The sequence below is a fragment of the Haloechinothrix salitolerans genome (genome assembly GCF_042662605.1).
GTDB lineage: Bacteria > Actinomycetota > Actinomycetes > Mycobacteriales > Pseudonocardiaceae > Haloechinothrix_A > Haloechinothrix_A salitolerans.
The window spans coordinates 2,036,318-2,052,349 of record NZ_JBHSXX010000001.1; the positions used below are offsets into that span (position 1 = coordinate 2,036,318).

Genomic DNA, 16,032 nt, shown 5'->3' on the forward strand with positions numbered 1-16,032 from the left:
TGCTACCGGCACGCGATAACTGTGTTTGGGGGACGGCACGCCAGCTGGAAGCGGCCGAACGGGCAGTCGGTGATGAATGCCCGTCGGCCCGCTTCGCGCTGTCGTGTCATTTGACTGGTTTCAGGTCGAAGTCGAGGTACTCGGCGGCGTCCTCGGGATTGGCGAACATGATCGTCCGGTCGTCCTCGTGGATCATCCGGCCGTAGTGGGTGGACATGCTTTCCTCGAACTCGGCCTGGTCGAACCACCCTTCTTCCTCGCCTGCCGCCTCGTCGATCTCGTCGTAGAGGACGTCGAGCCGTCCGGTGGCGTCCACGCGGATCATGGAAGGCAGGTAGGTGACGGTCGCGTTCGGCTTCGTCGCCATGACCTCGGCGACAACCGAGCCGACCTGGTTGTTCATCAAGGTGAACCCGCACATGTTGGATGCGGTGTTGTTGGATTCGAACGGGCTTTCCGCGGTCTTGAACGTGGTCACTGGTCCAGCTCCTTCGGCACGTGGAGATCCATGTCGGACAGAATTCCTTGGAAACGGCTCTTCACACGGTCGAGCCCGTCCTCGAAACGTGGCGGCTTCGCGTCCGGCAGCGACCACAGTGGTTGCATCGTCCGGGCCGCGTTCAGGCAGCGCGGTACCCACGTGGACAGCCACTGTTCGAGGTGCCGCCGGTTGTGCTGGGCGAACTCGCGGTCGTCGATCAGCAGCTGGAACAGCGGCTTGGTATAGCGCAGGTCCCGCTCGGCGTAGTCGAACTCCTCGGCACCGATCAGTGTCGGCGTCACGAAGTCACCGTTCGCGGGCGCGGCCAGCTGCACCAGGTTGGACCGGAACAGCTCACCGACCAGCGGCTCGAACACGATGTTCGCCGCGAAGATCGCCTCACACCAGTCGTCGATGCCGGTTAGCTGCTCCGCGACTTCCCGTACACCCTGCCACGCGGGGTCCGAGTTCCACGTCTCAAGGTGCGCGGTGCCGTCGAAGCCGTCGATCTCCTCGGACAACGTCAGGTTGTACAGCGCCAGATCCTGGGCGGAGCGGATCTTGTGCATGCTGTTCACCGCGATGGCGGTGTTGTGCATGTTGGTCGGCGCCCGCCGGTTGGCGTTGGCGAACAGGTACAGACCGAGGCCGTGGTCGACGTGCATCCAGGCACCGACGTTGCGGGCGACGAACTGCACCCAGTTACGGCTCCACTGCTCGAACGCCTTTGAGCGTTTCGCGGCCTCGATGTTCTGGTTGAGCTGACGCACCACGTTCGCGTTGTAGCGGTACAGCGTGAGCTCCCACTCCTCGTTGGGATCGCGGAACTCGTGCCAGCCGTGTGCTGGCCACTCGTAGCCCTGCCCGCCGGACCCTGGCCCGCGCACTGGCTCCGGCCGGTCGGAGCCCCATGCCTTGAGCACGGTCCACTCCAACGGGTAGCCGCCCCTGCCGTCGGAGAACCCGTACAGCCAGCCCTGCGAGAGGTAGTGCCTCGGGTCGGGCTGCACCTCGACCGTGACGTCCTCGTAGTGGCTCTGCTTACGTTTGGCGGGGACGAAGTAGTTGAACTGACGTGCGTTCGAGTCCGGGAACTCCTTGGCGCCCGCTTCGGCGTCGGTGAACACCGGTTTCGGCACGCTGCGTTCTTGCGTGGTTGTCATCTGCTCGTTCCTTTACCGTTCGTGCTTGCCTCGTCGAGGCCGGTCATCGGTTCGGTGGACGGTTCGGCGTCGGGTCGTATCGGCGTCACTCCTCGCCGCCGGTCGTGGTGAACTTGTCGTAGAAGATCTCCTCCTCGGCGATGCCGAGCTCTGGCAGCAGTTCGAGTGCGGCCTCGACCATCGGCGGTGGCCCGCACACGTAGCCGTGCACGCCGTTGAGGTCGGACTCCCGGTCCCGGACGACGTCGGTGATCAGGCCTACCGCGCCATCCCAGTCGTCGGCGTCGTCCGGCTCGGACAGTGCTGGCACGTAGCTGAAGTTCGGCAACGTCCGCTCCAGCTCCCGCAGCTCGTCGTCGAAACACAAGTCACGGCGAGTGCGGGCGCCGTAGTAGTAGGTCGCCTTCCGGTTGATCCCGCGCTCGGCCATGCAGCGCAGCAACGACAGGATCGGCGCCATCCCCGCACCGCCGCCGACGAAGATCAGCTCGGTGTCCGGCGCGTCCCGTAGGGTGAACACGCCGAACGGACCGGTGATGTCGAGCCGATCGCCGATACCGACCTGCGTGTCGAGAAACTCTGAGAACCGACCGTCCGGGTAGATCTTGATGACGAACTCGAGCTGGCCGCCCTCCTTGCTCGACGTGTTCGCCATCGAGAACGACCGGCTCTCATCGGTGCCGGGAATGGTGAAGTCGACGTACTGACCGGGGAAGAACTTCAGCTCGCCCGGCTCGACCAACCGCACGACGAGGTGCCGCATGTCGTGGGTGACATGCTCGTTGGCCACCACCTCGACGACCGCCTCCTGGATGGGCAGCCCAGAGCGGATCATCTCCTCGTCGTAGTTGAGCAGCTCGATCGTCAGGTCCTCGTACGCGTGCGCCCGGCACAGCAGGGTGAAGCCTTCCTCCTTCTCGAAGTCGGGCAGCGCGAAGGTGGAGTACTTGTCGTGCTCGACGTCGTCGCCGTCGAGGATGAACGACTTGCACGACGCGCACTGGCCTTCCTTGCAGCCGTGCATGAGCATCACGCCCTGCTCGGCGGCGGCGCGCAGGATGTTCTGGTCCTCGTCGACCTCGATCTCGACGCCTACCGGTTCGAATCGAACCCGGTGTTTGTCTGCCATGGCTGCCTCATCACGAATCGCTCGGACGGATGGCTCGGACGGATTGGCGCCACGAGGGAGGGGGAGGGCCCGCGGGCAATGGGACAGGGCCCTCCCCTGGTCGTGGCGGTCACTCGCCGTGTCAGGACACCGCACCAGCCGGCCGACCGGCGGGACCCTGCCGGTTGTAGTCGGCCTGGAACGCGGCCCTTTCCTCGTCGGTCATCTCGTTGAGCACGACGTTCGGGCTCTGCAACGGCGGGCACCTGCGCAGGTGGTCCAGTGTCCACATCTTCTTCGGGTTGAGGTCGAGATGCGGCTGGGCGACCAGCGTCTTGCCGTCGTCGCGGACGTAGCCCATGTCGGAGACGATGTCGGCCCAGTTCCAGCCGTGGTACAGCGTCTCCCACTCGCGCGAGCCGATGAGCTGGCCCATGTTCGGCGTGCTACGGCCCTGGTAGGTGGGCCGGAACGCCTCGGCATCGGTCCAGCGGCACGCCTCGTGGCAGTAGGTGCGCCACTGCCCGTCAACCTTGTCCACCACCATGTCCTCGCGGACGAGGCACGGGACCATGCAGGTCCAGCAGCGGTGCGGGTAGACGTAGTCGACGTCCTCGAGCGCGATCGGGTTGTGTCCATTCGGGACGGACAGGCGGTTGTAGTTCTCCCACCACTTGCCGTACTTGTCGTACCAGCCCGGGTACTTGTGCTCGAACCACTCGAAGTCCTCGTCGGTCATCGGGTCGATGCGCCAGTAGTTGGCGATCCACCCTGTCGCGAAGAACTGCGCGACCTCGTGCACGTAGCCCTTGTGCCAGATCTGGTTCCAGGACTCCTCGATGAGGTCGTGCGGGATCTCGAGCCCGTACTTCTCCAGCGGCACCAGGTAGCTGCGGTAGTAGTCGTCGTAGATCCACCGCCGCCACATCTCCGCGTAGCTCTCGCGGTCCTTGCGGCGGTCCTTGGTGCCGTACTCGATGAACGTGCCGATCGCGGCGTCGACGACCCTGTGGTTGTTCCACCACGCGTACCGCAGGTCGCGCGCGAGGAGCTGGTGGTTGCTCTCGTCCGAGAGCGCCATCAGCAGGGTGGCGTAGCCGTTGCTGATGTGGCGGGACTCGTCCGACTGCACCGAGTGGAACACCGTGGGCAGCAGGTAGTCGCCATTGGCGGCGGCTTCCGCTGGCATCGCGACGAACAACGTGTTGGTGAACGCCGTCTCGGCGACGATCGTCAGGTAGATGCTGGCGGCGGTGATGGCGTCACCGGTGATGAAGCCCTCCGCGAACTGCCTGCCGATCGTGCCCGCGTAGTCGTTGTGGAAGTTGCGCAGGCTCGAGTTGAACCCGGCGGGGTCGATGTAGTTCTGCATGTACAGGCGCTTGAGATTCTGCTGAATCGTCGAGTGCCTTACCTCGTCGATCATCTGGATCGCCTGGCCGTTGTGCAGTTCCGGGTTGGGCACGGTGCGGAACAGCAACGGCATGGCGCGCGCGGCCGAGATCTCCGGAAGCGGAATGATGGACAGGAACAGCTTCTGCCATTCCAGCCACCGCTCCTGCACCTGCCGGAACATGTTGCCCCGGATCGCGCCGTCCTCCGCGCCGTAGACGCGGTGGTCCTTCTCTTCCTGCATCGGGAAGTACGAACGCAGGACCTGCTTCAGCGGGTCCTTCTTCTTCGCTTTGCGGAACGTGTAGTCGGTTCCGTACTGCGACACCGGTTCGTGATACACCGGTTCCCAGGAGAGTTCCTGGATCTTCTGGTGGGCCTTCGCCACACTCTGGCGGCTCATGATCACTCCTTACCCGTCGCTCTCGCCGACGGCGACCGCGTCGCCTCCACCGCGCCGTTGGCTGCCTCTCGGTGCCCCGGGCGCGGTGGGGACGAGCGCCGGTTAGGTGGCATGTGTCCTGTGGGTGTTGATTAGAGGGCCACGCGGCTGTGACGTGGGTCTCAATATGAGACAGGGCCGGTGACGACGCCGCGACAGCGCGTCATCCATCGTCCATTAGCACCGCTCTGAGCTGGGCGAGTTCCTCGTTGACGTCGCGCTGAATCCGGGCATCGCCTGTCGCGGTCGGGGTGATGCCCAGGGCGCGTAAGAGCTCGGCGGCTCGCTCGCCTGGATCGCCGTGGTCGCCGAGCGTGGGATGGAGCCCTTGCTCGACGAGGTGATGAAAGACGATGTTGACGATCGTCCACTGGCTGTAGGTTTCGTCGCGCATCGGATTCCTTCCGCCGGAGCGGCCCCGCTGGCCGAAATACCGTGCGCAACGGCGGCCGCGCAGTGTGCTGGACCGTCCATGACATCTCGGTCGCGGCAGTAGGGGCGTCTCAATGTGAGACACCCGGGTCCCGGCCGCTGGCTTAGCGTTTGAGCGGGCTCCGGAGACGCCGATCGACGCTGTGCCCGCGCCGCGGTCGGCGTCGCCGGAGCCGACAGGCGCCGAGTGCGCCGACGTCACCGACCGAACAGAGAGGCTGACCGCGACATGACGAGCGCGACGGACACCCCCATCGCCGTCCGGCGACTGAACACCCAGACCGCACGGGCGCTCGCCGATCTCGCCTCGATCTTCAGCGAACTGCAGACGGTGCTGCGCTGCTGCGAGCGCCTCGTTGCCGAGTTGGCCGCGCGAGACGCCACCGATGATCTCGTGATCGAGAGCCTGTGGACGACGGCGTTGCTCTCATACTCCCGGTGTTTCACCAGCGGTGAGCGGGGAATGTGCCTCACAGAGTCCGATGTGGAGGCCACGGAGCTGGAAGGAGAGGTGCTGGAATGGCACAAGGCGTTGCGGAAACTGCGTAAGCATTACGCCGATCCGGTGCACAACCCGCGTGAGCGGTACGACATCGGTGTCGCTCAGGACGACGACGGCAGGCCGACGGGCATCGCGATCACGTCAACGCCGCAACCCGCCCTTGACGGTCGCACCGTGCGCCAGACCGGCGCGATCGCCTACGCGCTCAGTCAGCTTGTCGACAAGCGGATCACCGAGCATCAGGAAAAGGTGTACGCCGCCGCGCAGCAGCTGCCCACGTCGGAGCTGAACAACCTCCCGCGCATCGAGGTCGCGGTGCCGGAACAGGAGACGTCGACGTCGGAATAGCTAAGCAGCGAGGGCTTTCCTAGTCGTCCTCCTCTTTCTCCTCGCGGTCGCCCTTGCCCTTGTGGGCCTCCCAGCCTTCTGGCTTCTTTTCCTTCTTGTCGCCCTTCTTCTCGTGGCCGGGCGGTTTCGGGGCGGCGATGCGCTCGCGGTGCAACAGGGTGAGGGATGTGATCAGCGGTCTCGGTGTGTCGGTCGTGAACGAGAGTCGGCGAAACTCCCGGACCCGTGACTCGTTGGGCAGGTGCAGCTCAATTCCAATGTGGACCTGGTTGTCGCCGGTGGTCCGAGGTCGCGAGAACACTACGACTTGCCTGATCGGCTGCCACCGCGCGAGATACTCCGTCTTTCCGTTTGACCGCATCGCTGGCGCGAACCGCTGCCATGCCTGTTCCGCCTGGTCGGGCAACAGCGAGTAGTAGTTCAGTGCGGCCTGCTTGAGGTCGGCGGGGTGGGCGGTTCGCGTTGATGTGGACGCCGTGGTCTCGGGTGCGGGTTGCGCGACCGGCGGTGACTCTGAGCTTAGGAGCGATACCAACAGCACGATCGCCGCGAGGGCGGCGACGGCGACCCCTGCCGCGAGGTAGCGACCTTGGCGGCCTGCACCGCCCTGCTGCTGGACGGCGGGGGCTGGTGGTTGCCGCATCGGATGCGCGTCGAGCAAGGTGCCCGCCGGGCCGTTGGCTCCTCCCGTCGCGGGCGCCCCCATGGCCGTGGGCGTCGCCGGAGTGGTGGCCAGTCCGGACGTCGCCCATGGGGCCGCGGCGGAGTCGACGAACGGCGGCAACGGCGCACCCGCTGTTGCGGCTCGCAACGCCTCGGTCACCTGCCCCGCGTTGAGGCGTCGCGACGAGTCGGCGTTCAGCATCGCCGCTAATACCGGGGTGAGCTCGGCTGCGTGTTGCGGTTGGCGCACCTGACCCGCGGCGATGACGTGCAGCAACGCGAGCGGGTTCTCGGCGTCGTCACCGAACGGCGGGCTGCCCTCGAGTGCCGCGTAGAGCGTCGAGCCGAAGGAGTAGACGTCGGCTGCGGGCGTCGGCCGGTGCCCGAGCGCGATCTCGGGCGCGAGGTATGCGGGCGTGCCCGCGAACATCCCGGTTTGCGTCAGTGCGACGTCGCCCGCCGCGTGCGAGATGCCGAAGTCGGTGAGTTTCGCGGTGCCGTCGTCGGTGATGAGGATGTTGGCCGGTTTGACGTCTCGGTGCACGATCCCGGCGGCATGCGCGGCGGACAGCGCCGACGCGACCTGCGCACCGATGTGCGCGACGTCCGCTGGCGACAGCCGGCCGTGCTCGGCGAGGACGTCGGCGAGACTTCGCGACGGCAGGTACTCCATGATCAACACCGGCATGCCGTTGTCGATCTCGACGTCGTGCACTGCTACCGCGTTCGGGTGATGCAGGCGCGCGGCGATCCGGCCCTCGCGCATGGCGCGCTGGCGTGACTGTTCGGCGTGCTGCGGATCGACGTTCGGCTGCGACAGCTGTTTGAGCGCAACCGTCCGGTGAAGCCGCTGATCAACGGCTTGCCACACGACGCCCATCGCGCCACGCCCAAGCATCGCGCGCAGCCGGTAGCGACCGGCGATCAGATCGTCGACCTCACTCACCGTGCGCCCCTCCGGTGCTGCTGTCCACCCGGCCAGGTTAGCCGCAGCGCGCCGGTGGTCGCCCTGCGGCTGCGGCGGGCCCCTGCGTTGTGTGGTCGCGCGCCTCGACCCTTTCGGGTGGCTTCGAGATCCTTGTGTCGAATACAAGTTCGACTATCCTGGTTGTAGGCCTCCCCGGAGGCGCGGGATGACGAGTCAGTGTCAAACGCGCATCAAGGGGGTGAGGTCTATGTCGGAGCCGCCGTTCAACGGCGAGTACGAGTCCAGCGATGGCGATCGCGGTTCGGAGGGCGTGCCCGAGGCTGAGGATGCGTTCCTTGATGGGCAGTGCGCTCCGGAGGATGTGTTGCGCCTCGGTGGTGTCGAGTGGACTGAGTTCGAGGCGGATGCTCTCGTGGAGGTCGCGAAGCTCTCCCAGCGTCTGATCGGGCGGGTGCAGGCCGTACAGCTCAAGGCGGTCGCGGAGTTGCGCAAGCGTCGTGGCAACGCCCGCGAGACCGCAGACGAAGTCGGGCTCGCGCTAGCCGTTGGCCGCCACCAGGCCGACCGCCAAATCGAGCTCGCTACCCAGATCACGCGGCGGTTTCCGCGGTTATTGGCAGCGTTGGAGCGCGGCGACGTTGACGCCAGCAAGGCGGAGAAGGTGGTCGAGACCGGTGTGTTGCTCTCGGACGAGCATGCCGACCAACTCGATGCCGACATGGAGCCGATCCTTAACGGTCGGGATGGGGCGGCGATCCAACGCTCTGCGCGCTACCGCGTCGACAAACTCGACCCCGACGGTGCGGCGGAGCGGGTGCGGCGGAGTCGCGAGAACCGCAAGCTGGAGTTGCATTTCACCGAGAATGGCATGGCCGACCTGTGTGCCTACCTTCCGGCTGACACCGCTGCTGCGATTTACGGTCGAATTGATGCGATCGCGAAGTCCGACAAGACACGCCGCGACGAGCGCAGCCTCGACGCCATCCGTGCCGACGTGCTCACCGAACTCCTACTCGGCAAAAGGCACAGCTACAAGCAGGTTCAGATCCAAGTCACCGTCCCCGTGACGACACTACTCGGCGCACGGGAGCTGCCCGGCGATCTGGAGGGTTACGGGCCGATCCCGGCGGATATTGCGCGGGAGATGGCGGCCGATCCGTGTTGTACGTGGCGACGCATCCTCACTGATCCCCCGACGGGGCAGTTGTTGGAGATGGGGCGGAAGCGCTACAAGCCGCCCGCGCAGCTCGGTGACTATGTGCGGGCTCGTGATCAGCGGTGCCTGGTGCCGGGGTGCAACCGTCCGTCGAGGCGGTGCGATACCGACCACAGCATCGAGTGGCGATACCAGGGCACTACTGACGCCAAGCTTCTCGTGTGTCTCTGTCGGCGGCACCACCGGCTGAAGGATCGGCCTGGGTGGAGCTTCGAGTTCAACGACGACACGCTGACCATCACCACACCGACCGGGCGGAAGTACCGGCCCCGCACGCCCCGCATCGCCGAACCCGAACCCGAACACGAGCCGCCGGAGCAGGGCGCGGAACCAACCGAGCCGCCCGATCCCGGACCACCACCGTTCTGAACATGAGTGTCCAAACCTGACCAGCGTGCCAAGAGGGTCCGCCGTCAAAGATCCAGCGAATACCCGAGATAAACCAAAACCGACCAAACATGGCATTCTCAACTACGGCTTCGCCGCGCTCGTGTGGCTCATCATCGGACACGTGGTTATCCGCGCCCTGCGCCGTCCCTGATGCTGACACGCGAGGCCGCGAGGTCGGGATGAACCCAACCTCGCGGCCTGCGCTGTCGAACCCAGCGTGCGGCGCCGTTGCCGGACGCTGTGCCAGACCTACCGGAGCAGGTACTCCATCGCCCTGCCCATCACGGCTTCACGGCTCGTGGCGTCCGATATCCCTTCGAGGCCGAAGCCCATGTAGACGGTGTCGTCGGTGGCGACGACCGCGCCCTCAGGGAACCCACCGGCGGTGGTGCGCTCGAAGTTGTTGGGGTTCGGCGAGCTGCCTTCTGGCGGCCCGGTCACTTCCCAGCCGTCCATTCCGGACTCGAAGCTGGTGCTGCCTTCGCCGGTGGACACCTCGATGTCGTCGAGGAACACGCCGAGACCCTGCACCGCCCAGTCACTGGCGTAGGCGAGGGAGATCTCGACCTGTTCGCCCGCGTAGTCGGACAGGTCGACTCGCCACTGCTGCCAGCCGTCGGATCCGCCAGACGCCGCGTGCCATTCGCCGGTCGTGCCGGTCGGGTCGCACGAGCCATCCGCGCTGAGCGTCTGGTAATGCTCGAGCTGCGGGTGCAGGTCGTTCCAGCCTGCCGAGCAGCTGTCACCGGTGTCGGTCGACGTGTGCCCGTTGAGGTCGGGCAGCGTGGTCCAGTCGTTCTGGCCGGCGGTGCGTGCCTCGACGAACATGTGGTCCCATGCCGCCTCGGTGTTGTACGACGTCCAGAACGACATCTCCGCACCGTCCGCTGGCACCGTGATCGTGCGGGTCAGTCGCTTGTAGGCGACGTTACCGATCTGCGAGTACACATAGTGCTCGCTGGTGTGCGGGTCGAACGGACCACCCGGACGGTCATACTTCGCCGCCGCCCAGCTGTCGAACTGCGGGAACTCACCCTCGGGCAGTAGTCCACTTGTGGTGATGAACGACGACGCGGTGTCCTGGTTGTCCGCGCTGTCGCCGCCGTTCAGCGAGAGCGCCATCCCGTTGAGCGGGGTGTCTGTGCCGGTGACGCCGTACGGCTCGCCGGTCTCCGGGTTGATCCCGGCGCCGAGGTTGGCGATGCCAGCGCCGAACCAGTACTCGATGACGTCGTTCATGCCGTTACCCGAGCCGGGCAGCGAGCGGCACCGCGACTGGATCGCGGGGTCCGATCGGCACTCGGCGTTCTCGAACGGGTCGTAGAGCTGCGAACCTACGTTGGTCGTGTACTGCTGACCAGCCCACTTGCCGGTGTAGAGCACGCGACCACCCTCGTTCATGTAGTCGCGCACCTCCAGCAACTCCGTCATCGCCAAGCTGGACGCGTTGCCGGGTGCCCAGCCCTTCTCCCGGGTGACGATGTCATCGCCGGTGTACCAGACCACGGCGTCGTAGTGGCCGAGCACGCCGAGTGCGTCCGGTGCGGTGCGGTCGTTCGCGTCCACGTCGTAGACGTCGTACGACAGCCCGTTCGCCGCCAGCGCGTCGGTGTAGTACCCGAGGTACCGCGGCCCGTCGGACGGCAGGCTCGGCGACGCGCCGGTGTAGTCCTCGGCCGCCATCACCAGGACGTCGGCATCGTTGTCGGACACCGCGTCGTAGGTGAACGACTCACTGGACTCGCCACCGCCTTCGAACCACACCTCGACGGTGTCGCCCGGATCGGTTCCGGTGACCTCGCCGCTCACGACGTGGTAGTACTCGTCGTTGCCGACGCCGTAGGTCTCGCCGGACGCCCACTCGCTGGTCGGCGCCGTCTGGACGTCGCCGCCGTTGACGCGGTACTTCAGCTTCACCGGACCGAGGCTGCGCTTGGCAAGCACCCGGACCTCCTGCGGATCGCCGTAAGACTTGTCGAACCGGAAGTCGAACATCGATAGCGCGTTGTTCTCCGGATCGATATCGGCCTGGCTCAAGTAGAACGGCTCCACCGAGACGCCGACCGGCGACTCCGGATCGTCCGGGTCGGTCGCCGACCGCGCGAGTCCGAGCGAGAACGGCAACGTCTTCTCGAACTCCGCCTGGATCAGCTCCTCGTCGTCGGGGAAGACGAAGCCGCTGCCCGGCGTGCCCTCGCCCAACTCGGGCGTGAAGGCGATGGTGCCGTTCGCGGAGTCGGCGTAGTCGGTCGTCTCGCCGTTGGTGACGTACAGCTCGTCGGAACTGATGCCAGGGTCAAATCCCTCGATCGCGGGCTTCTCGTCGGTTCCGGCCAGCGCCACGTACAGCGGGTTGTCCGCGTCGGGCGTGCCGATCTGCCAGCCCTGCGGATAGAGGATCCATTCACCGTAGGAGTGCCAGTTGGACTGGAACTCCGGTTGGATCCGGTCGAGCAGGCCCTGCATCGCCTGGGTTTCCGGTTCGGACGCGGGGGCGGGGCCACGGTAGACGGCGCTCGAGATCTGCGAGGACGAACCCTCCTCGTCGTACTTGAAATGCTCATCGAAGTTGCGGTTCGGGTCAACGCCGTCGGCGTTGGTGATCTGGCCATCGCCGTCGTTGTCCCGCAGGTTCTTCCGCCACAACCGCTCGTTGTCGAAGGTGTACTGGTAGCCGTCCGGGTTCGCGACCAGCACGAACCAGAGCTCGGTTTGCCGCAACATCGTGCGGACGTCGCGGTTGTTCGCGCGCCACTGGTCGATGAACCAGTGCAGCGTGCGCCGGTTGACCTCGGTGCTGATCCACTCGCGCGCGTGCTGCGTCGACGAGTACAGGACCGCGGGCCGCGTGCCGTCTGGGACGCCGCGAGCGCCCTGAGTCACCTTGAGCGCGATGATCTCCCGACCCTGGTGGCTGTGGCCGATCACCTTCAGCTTCGTCAGGTGCGGGTTGCGTTGGGCGATGCGGTACAGCTCGTCGCGGATGCCGCCCCGCTCGTCCCACGAGCGCCAGACGTCGTAGCCGTTCTCCGCTTGAGCCACCGCGAGCTGGCGGGACGTCTTACCGTGCTTGTTGCGTTTGACCGCTAGATCAACGCCGTGCTCGGCCAGCTGGTCTCGCTGGCTGTCGTCGAGCACGATGTCGAGTTCGAGTTTCGAGCCGCGTTGGCGGGTCTCGACGATGTCATGGCCTTGTCGCGCCAGTTCGTCGGCGCGCTTGGCGGCCACCGTCGCGGTGTAGACCTCAAGATCGCCGTCCGGCGGTTCCGCGTGTGCCGTCGTCGCGACAGCCCCTGCCGCTATGAGCAGGGATGACGCAATCGTCACCAATAATCTTCTCACTGCGTGCCCCTCAACCTTCTGGGTGATCGAGACCGCAGGCGAGCGTACGCCGGTTGTGCTATACGTCACAGTTTCGAGATTTTTTCGTTATTTGGGTACTTCTTAACGAGTACGAATGGTTGGGAGCCGTTGCGCTGATCGGATCACGACGAAAGTAGTTTCGGGCCAGCGTATCGCGTAATGGTGTCATGAATTCGGCCATGTTCGTGGATCATTGTCTTCTTAATCCATAAAGATGGTTCTGTGTTACCTCTTTTTCGGCTTACGCTCATTCGCACTTTTCGCACTTTCGTGTGAATAGGTGAGGTGACGTCGTCGCATTATCGCCGTGCCGGAATCGACGCGGCGAAATCGAAGGGAGCGTGCTCGTGCGAATTGTCGCGAGAATCGCCGGGCTGGCGGTAGCCGGTGCGGTGGCGCTGTCGGTGGGTGCGCCCGCCGCGCAAGCGCATGACCCGGAAACCGAGGAAGGGGCCGCCGCGATCGCGGCGTTCATGGCCGACCACGAACCCGCGGAGCGGATGGCCGCGATCACCGGTGCCGAGGTGCCGTGTGAGAACGGCATGGCCGGTGACTATCCGTGCCAAAATGTGGATTTGCAGAGCGTGTTGCCGCTGTCGGACATCGGCGGCGGTAATGGTAGCGATATTTGGGGCTGGACCGATCCCAGTACCGGTAAGGAATACGCGCTGATGACCCGGTCGAATGGGACCGCGTTCGTCGACGTCACCACCCCGACCTCGCCGGTCTACCTCGGCAATTTGCCCTCGCATGGTGGGAAGAGCAGTTCCTGGCGCGATGTGAAGGTCTACAAGAACCACGCGTTCGTGGTGGCCGACGCCATTAGTGGGCACGGGATGCAGGTGTTCGACCTGACGCGGCTGCGGGGTGTGTCGTCGCCGCAGACGTTCACCGAGGACGCGCATTACGATGACTTCGGTCCGGCGCACAACATCGTGATCAACACCGATAGCGGCTACGCGTACGCGGTCGGGTCCGACACGTGCAACGCTGGTCCGCACATCGTTGACATCTCGACGCCGAAGTCGCCGGTCGCGGCCGGGTGCGTGGGTGGCGACGGCTACACTCACGACGCGCAGTGCGTGAACTACGCCGGTCCGGATGCCGACTACGCGGGCCGTGAGATCTGTATGAACTCCAATGAGGACACGCTCACGATCGAGGACGTGACCGACAAGGCCAACCCGGTTCGGGTGTCTCGCACCGGTTACAGCGGCGCGGCCTACACCCACCAGGGCTGGTTCACCGAGGACCAGCGCTACTTCGTCCTCGACGACGAACTCGACGAGTCCAACAATGTGTTGGACAAGAAGACGAAGACTTACATCTTCGATGTGTCTGATCTGGACAATCCGGAGCACGTGGGTACGCACAAGTCGTCGGTGACCGCGATCGACCACAACCAGTACGTCAAGGGTGACTACGTCTACCAGGCCAACTACCAGGCCGGGCTGCGCATCCTCGACGTCACGCAGGTCGGCGGCGGCACGTTGTCGGAGGTCGCGTACTTCGACATCTACCCCAGCGGCAACGCCGCCGAGTTCAACGGCGCCTGGAGCGTGTACCCGTACTTCGACAGCGGGACCGTGATCATCAGCGGTATCGAGCAGGGGCTCGTCGTCGTCAAGCCGGACCTGAGTGGTGGGACGGACCCCGACCCTGACCCAGACCCAGACCCGGAGCAGTGCTCGGGCAGTAATGACACCAACGTGAGCATTCCGGACGCGGGAAGTGCGGTGACGAGCTCGATCGAGATCAGTGGCTGCGGCAGGACGGCGTCGTCCTCGGCGAGCATCTCGGTCGACATCGAGCACACCTACCGAGGCGACCTGGTCATCGATCTGATCGCGCCGGACGGCAGCGACATCAGGCTGAAGTCGTCGAACTGGTTCGGCTACCAGGACGACGTGCACACGACGTACACCAAGGACCTGTCGGCCTACGACGCCGACGGGACCTGGAAGCTGCGGGTACGCGACGTCTACAGCGGCGATACCGGCCACATCGACCGCTGGTCGCTCGACCTCTGACCGGAACGGGACTGCCCGGTGCGCCTGGAGCGGGACGCACCGGGCAGTCCCATGCCGCGGCAGTAGAGCGCGGGACTCGCGGATGGGCTACTGGCGCGTAACCTACTGGGCGTACGGTCGTGCGAACAGAGGAGGCTTGGCGATGACCGAGACCAGGGTGCACGCGTTCACCGACGACGTGCTCGGTGAGGACGACGCCGTCGGCATCGCGGCGCGCATCGCATCGGGTGAGGTCAGTCCCCGCGAGGTCATCGACGCCGCCATCGCGAGGACGCAGCGGGTGGACGAGACGCTCAACGCCGTCACCTACTCGGCGTACGAATGGGCGCGAAATGCCGCGCCCGCGACGGGATCGCTGTCCGGCGTGCCGACGTTCGTCAAGGACAACACCGATGTCGCGGGCATGCCCACCGGGTTCGGCACCGTCGCGTTCCGTGCGCGGCCCGCCACGAAGAACGGGCCGTTCACCGGCCAGTTCCTTGGTACAGGGCTGACGGTGCTGGGCAAGAGCAGGCTTCCGGAGTTCGGCTTCAACGCCTCCACCGAGTTCGCGGAGGGTGAGCCCACCCGCAACCCGTGGCACACCGATTTCTCCTCGGGTGCGTCGTCCGGCGGGTCGGCAGCGCTCGTGGCGTCCGGTGCGGTGCCGATCGCGCACGCCAACGACGGCGGCGGCTCCATCCGCATTCCCGCCGCGTGCTGCGGGCTGGTGGGTCTCAAGCCGTCGCGCGGCAGGTTTATCGATGGCGACCAAGCTCGCACATTGCCGATCAACCTGATCGGCGAAGGCGTCGTGACGCGCTCGGTCCGGGACACGGCGGCGTTCTTCGCGGCGGCCGAGAAGTACCGCCCCGCGCCGAAACTGCCACCCGTGGGACACGTCGAAGGTCCCTCCGGCCGGACGCTACGGATCGGGCTGCTGCTGGAGTCGGTGTCCGGTGCGAGGACCTGCCCGGAGACGCGCGCCGCGGTCGAGGACACCGCCGCCGTGCTGGAGAAGCTCGGTCACCACGTCGAACCGGTACCGCTGCCGGTCGACGCCGGGTTCGTCCGCGACTTCACCCGCTACTGGGGCATGCTGTCGTTCATGGTCAGCCGGTTCGGCCGGTTCGTCATCGACCGTGATTTCGACGCCAGCAAGATGGACAACCTCAGCCGGGGCCTGCACGACCTGTACCAGCGCGAGCTGCACCGCACCCCGACGACGCTGTACCGGCTGGCCAAGATCAAGCGTGCCTACGCGGCGGCGTTCGCGCGGCACGACCTGATCCTGTCGCCGGTGCTGGCGCACGTGACGCCGAAGCTCGGCCACCTCAGTCCGACGTTGCCGTTCGGTGAGCTGCTGGAACGTCTCCAGCAATACGTGGCGTTCACGCCGCTGAACAACGTCTCCGGCGGTCCAGCCATCTCGCTGCCGATGGGTGCGTCCGAGGAGGGGTTGCCGATCGGGGTGCAGTTCTCCGCCGCCGTCGGTGACGAGCGGACGCTCCTGGACGTCGCGTACGCGCTGGAACAGGAGCGTCCGTTCCGGCGGATCCAGGATTAACGCGGCGGGACCGGCGGGCCGTAGCGGG

The 16,032-nt window shown here is 65.8% G+C and carries 11 protein-coding genes; 4 read left to right on the forward strand and 7 right to left on the reverse strand.

Annotation, left to right across the window (positions count from 1 at the left end; all coding sequences use genetic code 11):
- Positions 1 to 106: 106 nt before the first annotated feature.
- The 5 genes from mimD to ACFQGD_RS09640 all read right to left on the reverse strand — a co-directional run bounded on the left by mimD (position 107) and on the right by ACFQGD_RS09640 (position 4,980).
- On the reverse strand, positions 107 to 478 hold the full coding sequence (mimD, locus tag ACFQGD_RS09620) for a propane 2-monooxygenase effector subunit MimD (RefSeq protein WP_345392780.1): 372 nt from the start codon (positions 476 to 478) through the stop codon (positions 107 to 109).
- A complete protein-coding gene (locus ACFQGD_RS09625; protein ID WP_345392777.1) occupies positions 475 to 1,644 on the reverse strand; it encodes a ferritin family protein in 1,170 nt (389 codons plus the stop codon). Before ACFQGD_RS09625 ends, mimD begins: the two co-directional genes overlap by 4 nt.
- A gap of 85 nt (positions 1,645 to 1,729) precedes the next feature.
- Positions 1,730 to 2,773 carry an NADH:ubiquinone reductase (Na(+)-transporting) subunit F gene (locus ACFQGD_RS09630; protein ID WP_345392774.1) on the reverse strand — a complete coding sequence of 348 codons (1,044 nt, stop codon included), beginning with the start codon at positions 2,771 to 2,773 and terminating at the stop codon, positions 1,730 to 1,732.
- A gap of 121 nt (positions 2,774 to 2,894) precedes the next feature.
- Positions 2,895 to 4,547 carry a ferritin family protein gene (locus ACFQGD_RS09635; RefSeq protein ID WP_345392771.1) on the reverse strand — a complete coding sequence of 551 codons (1,653 nt, stop codon included), beginning with the start codon at positions 4,545 to 4,547 and terminating at the stop codon, positions 2,895 to 2,897.
- Positions 4,548 to 4,749: 202 nt separating this feature from the next.
- Positions 4,750 to 4,980 (reverse strand): hypothetical protein, encoded by a 231-nt coding sequence (locus tag ACFQGD_RS09640; RefSeq protein ID WP_345392768.1) that lies wholly within the window; start codon positions 4,978 to 4,980, stop codon positions 4,750 to 4,752.
- A gap of 267 nt (positions 4,981 to 5,247) precedes the next feature.
- Here ACFQGD_RS09640 and ACFQGD_RS09645 point away from each other — a divergent pair, with 267 nt between their 5' ends.
- A complete protein-coding gene (locus ACFQGD_RS09645) occupies positions 5,248 to 5,868 on the forward strand; it encodes a hypothetical protein (RefSeq protein WP_345392765.1) in 621 nt (206 codons plus the stop codon).
- Positions 5,869 to 5,887: 19 nt separating this feature from the next.
- Here ACFQGD_RS09645 and ACFQGD_RS09650 read toward each other — a convergent pair whose 3' ends face one another.
- Positions 5,888 to 7,477 carry a serine/threonine-protein kinase gene (locus ACFQGD_RS09650; RefSeq protein WP_345392762.1) on the reverse strand — a complete coding sequence of 530 codons (1,590 nt, stop codon included), beginning with the start codon at positions 7,475 to 7,477 and terminating at the stop codon, positions 5,888 to 5,890.
- A gap of 229 nt (positions 7,478 to 7,706) precedes the next feature.
- On the opposite strand from ACFQGD_RS09650, the gene ACFQGD_RS09655 reads away from it, so the two are divergent.
- Positions 7,707 to 9,044, forward strand: a complete 1,338-nt coding sequence (locus tag ACFQGD_RS09655) for an HNH endonuclease signature motif containing protein (RefSeq protein WP_345392759.1) — start codon at positions 7,707 to 7,709, stop codon at positions 9,042 to 9,044.
- 270 nt (positions 9,045 to 9,314) lie between these two features.
- On the opposite strand, the gene ACFQGD_RS09660 is transcribed toward ACFQGD_RS09655, so the two are convergent.
- The gene (locus ACFQGD_RS09660) at positions 9,315 to 12,392 is read right to left on the reverse strand and encodes a M14 family metallopeptidase (protein WP_345392756.1); all 3,078 of its coding nucleotides are present in this window, start codon (positions 12,390 to 12,392) and stop codon (positions 9,315 to 9,317) included.
- 383 nt (positions 12,393 to 12,775) lie between these two features.
- Here ACFQGD_RS09660 and ACFQGD_RS09665 point away from each other — a divergent pair, with 383 nt between their 5' ends.
- The gene (locus ACFQGD_RS09665; protein ID WP_390221031.1) at positions 12,776 to 14,458 is read left to right on the forward strand and encodes a choice-of-anchor B family protein; all 1,683 of its coding nucleotides are present in this window, start codon (positions 12,776 to 12,778) and stop codon (positions 14,456 to 14,458) included.
- Positions 14,459 to 14,600: 142 nt separating this feature from the next.
- The gene (locus tag ACFQGD_RS09670) at positions 14,601 to 16,004 is read left to right on the forward strand and encodes an amidase (RefSeq protein WP_345405267.1); all 1,404 of its coding nucleotides are present in this window, start codon (positions 14,601 to 14,603) and stop codon (positions 16,002 to 16,004) included.
- Positions 16,005 to 16,032: the final 28 nt, after the last annotated feature.

What these genes read in the sequence shown, in the direction of transcription:
- ACFQGD_RS09625 (WP_345392777.1), bottom strand. Translation starts at nt 1,644, where the DNA reads ATGACAACCACGCAAGAACGCAGCGTGCCGAAACCGGTGTTCACCGAC.
- ACFQGD_RS09630 (WP_345392774.1), bottom strand. Translation starts at nt 2,773, where the DNA reads ATGGCAGACAAACACCGGGTTCGATTCGAACCGGTAGGCGTCGAGATC.
- ACFQGD_RS09635 (WP_345392771.1), bottom strand. Translation starts at nt 4,547, where the DNA reads ATGAGCCGCCAGAGTGTGGCGAAGGCCCACCAGAAGATCCAGGAACTC.
- ACFQGD_RS09640 (WP_345392768.1), bottom strand. Translation starts at nt 4,980, where the DNA reads ATGCGCGACGAAACCTACAGCCAGTGGACGATCGTCAACATCGTCTTT.
- ACFQGD_RS09645 (WP_345392765.1), top strand. Translation starts at nt 5,248, where the DNA reads ATGACGAGCGCGACGGACACCCCCATCGCCGTCCGGCGACTGAACACC.
- ACFQGD_RS09655 (WP_345392759.1), top strand. Translation starts at nt 7,707, where the DNA reads ATGTCGGAGCCGCCGTTCAACGGCGAGTACGAGTCCAGCGATGGCGAT.
- ACFQGD_RS09670 (WP_345405267.1), top strand. Translation starts at nt 14,601, where the DNA reads ATGACCGAGACCAGGGTGCACGCGTTCACCGACGACGTGCTCGGTGAG.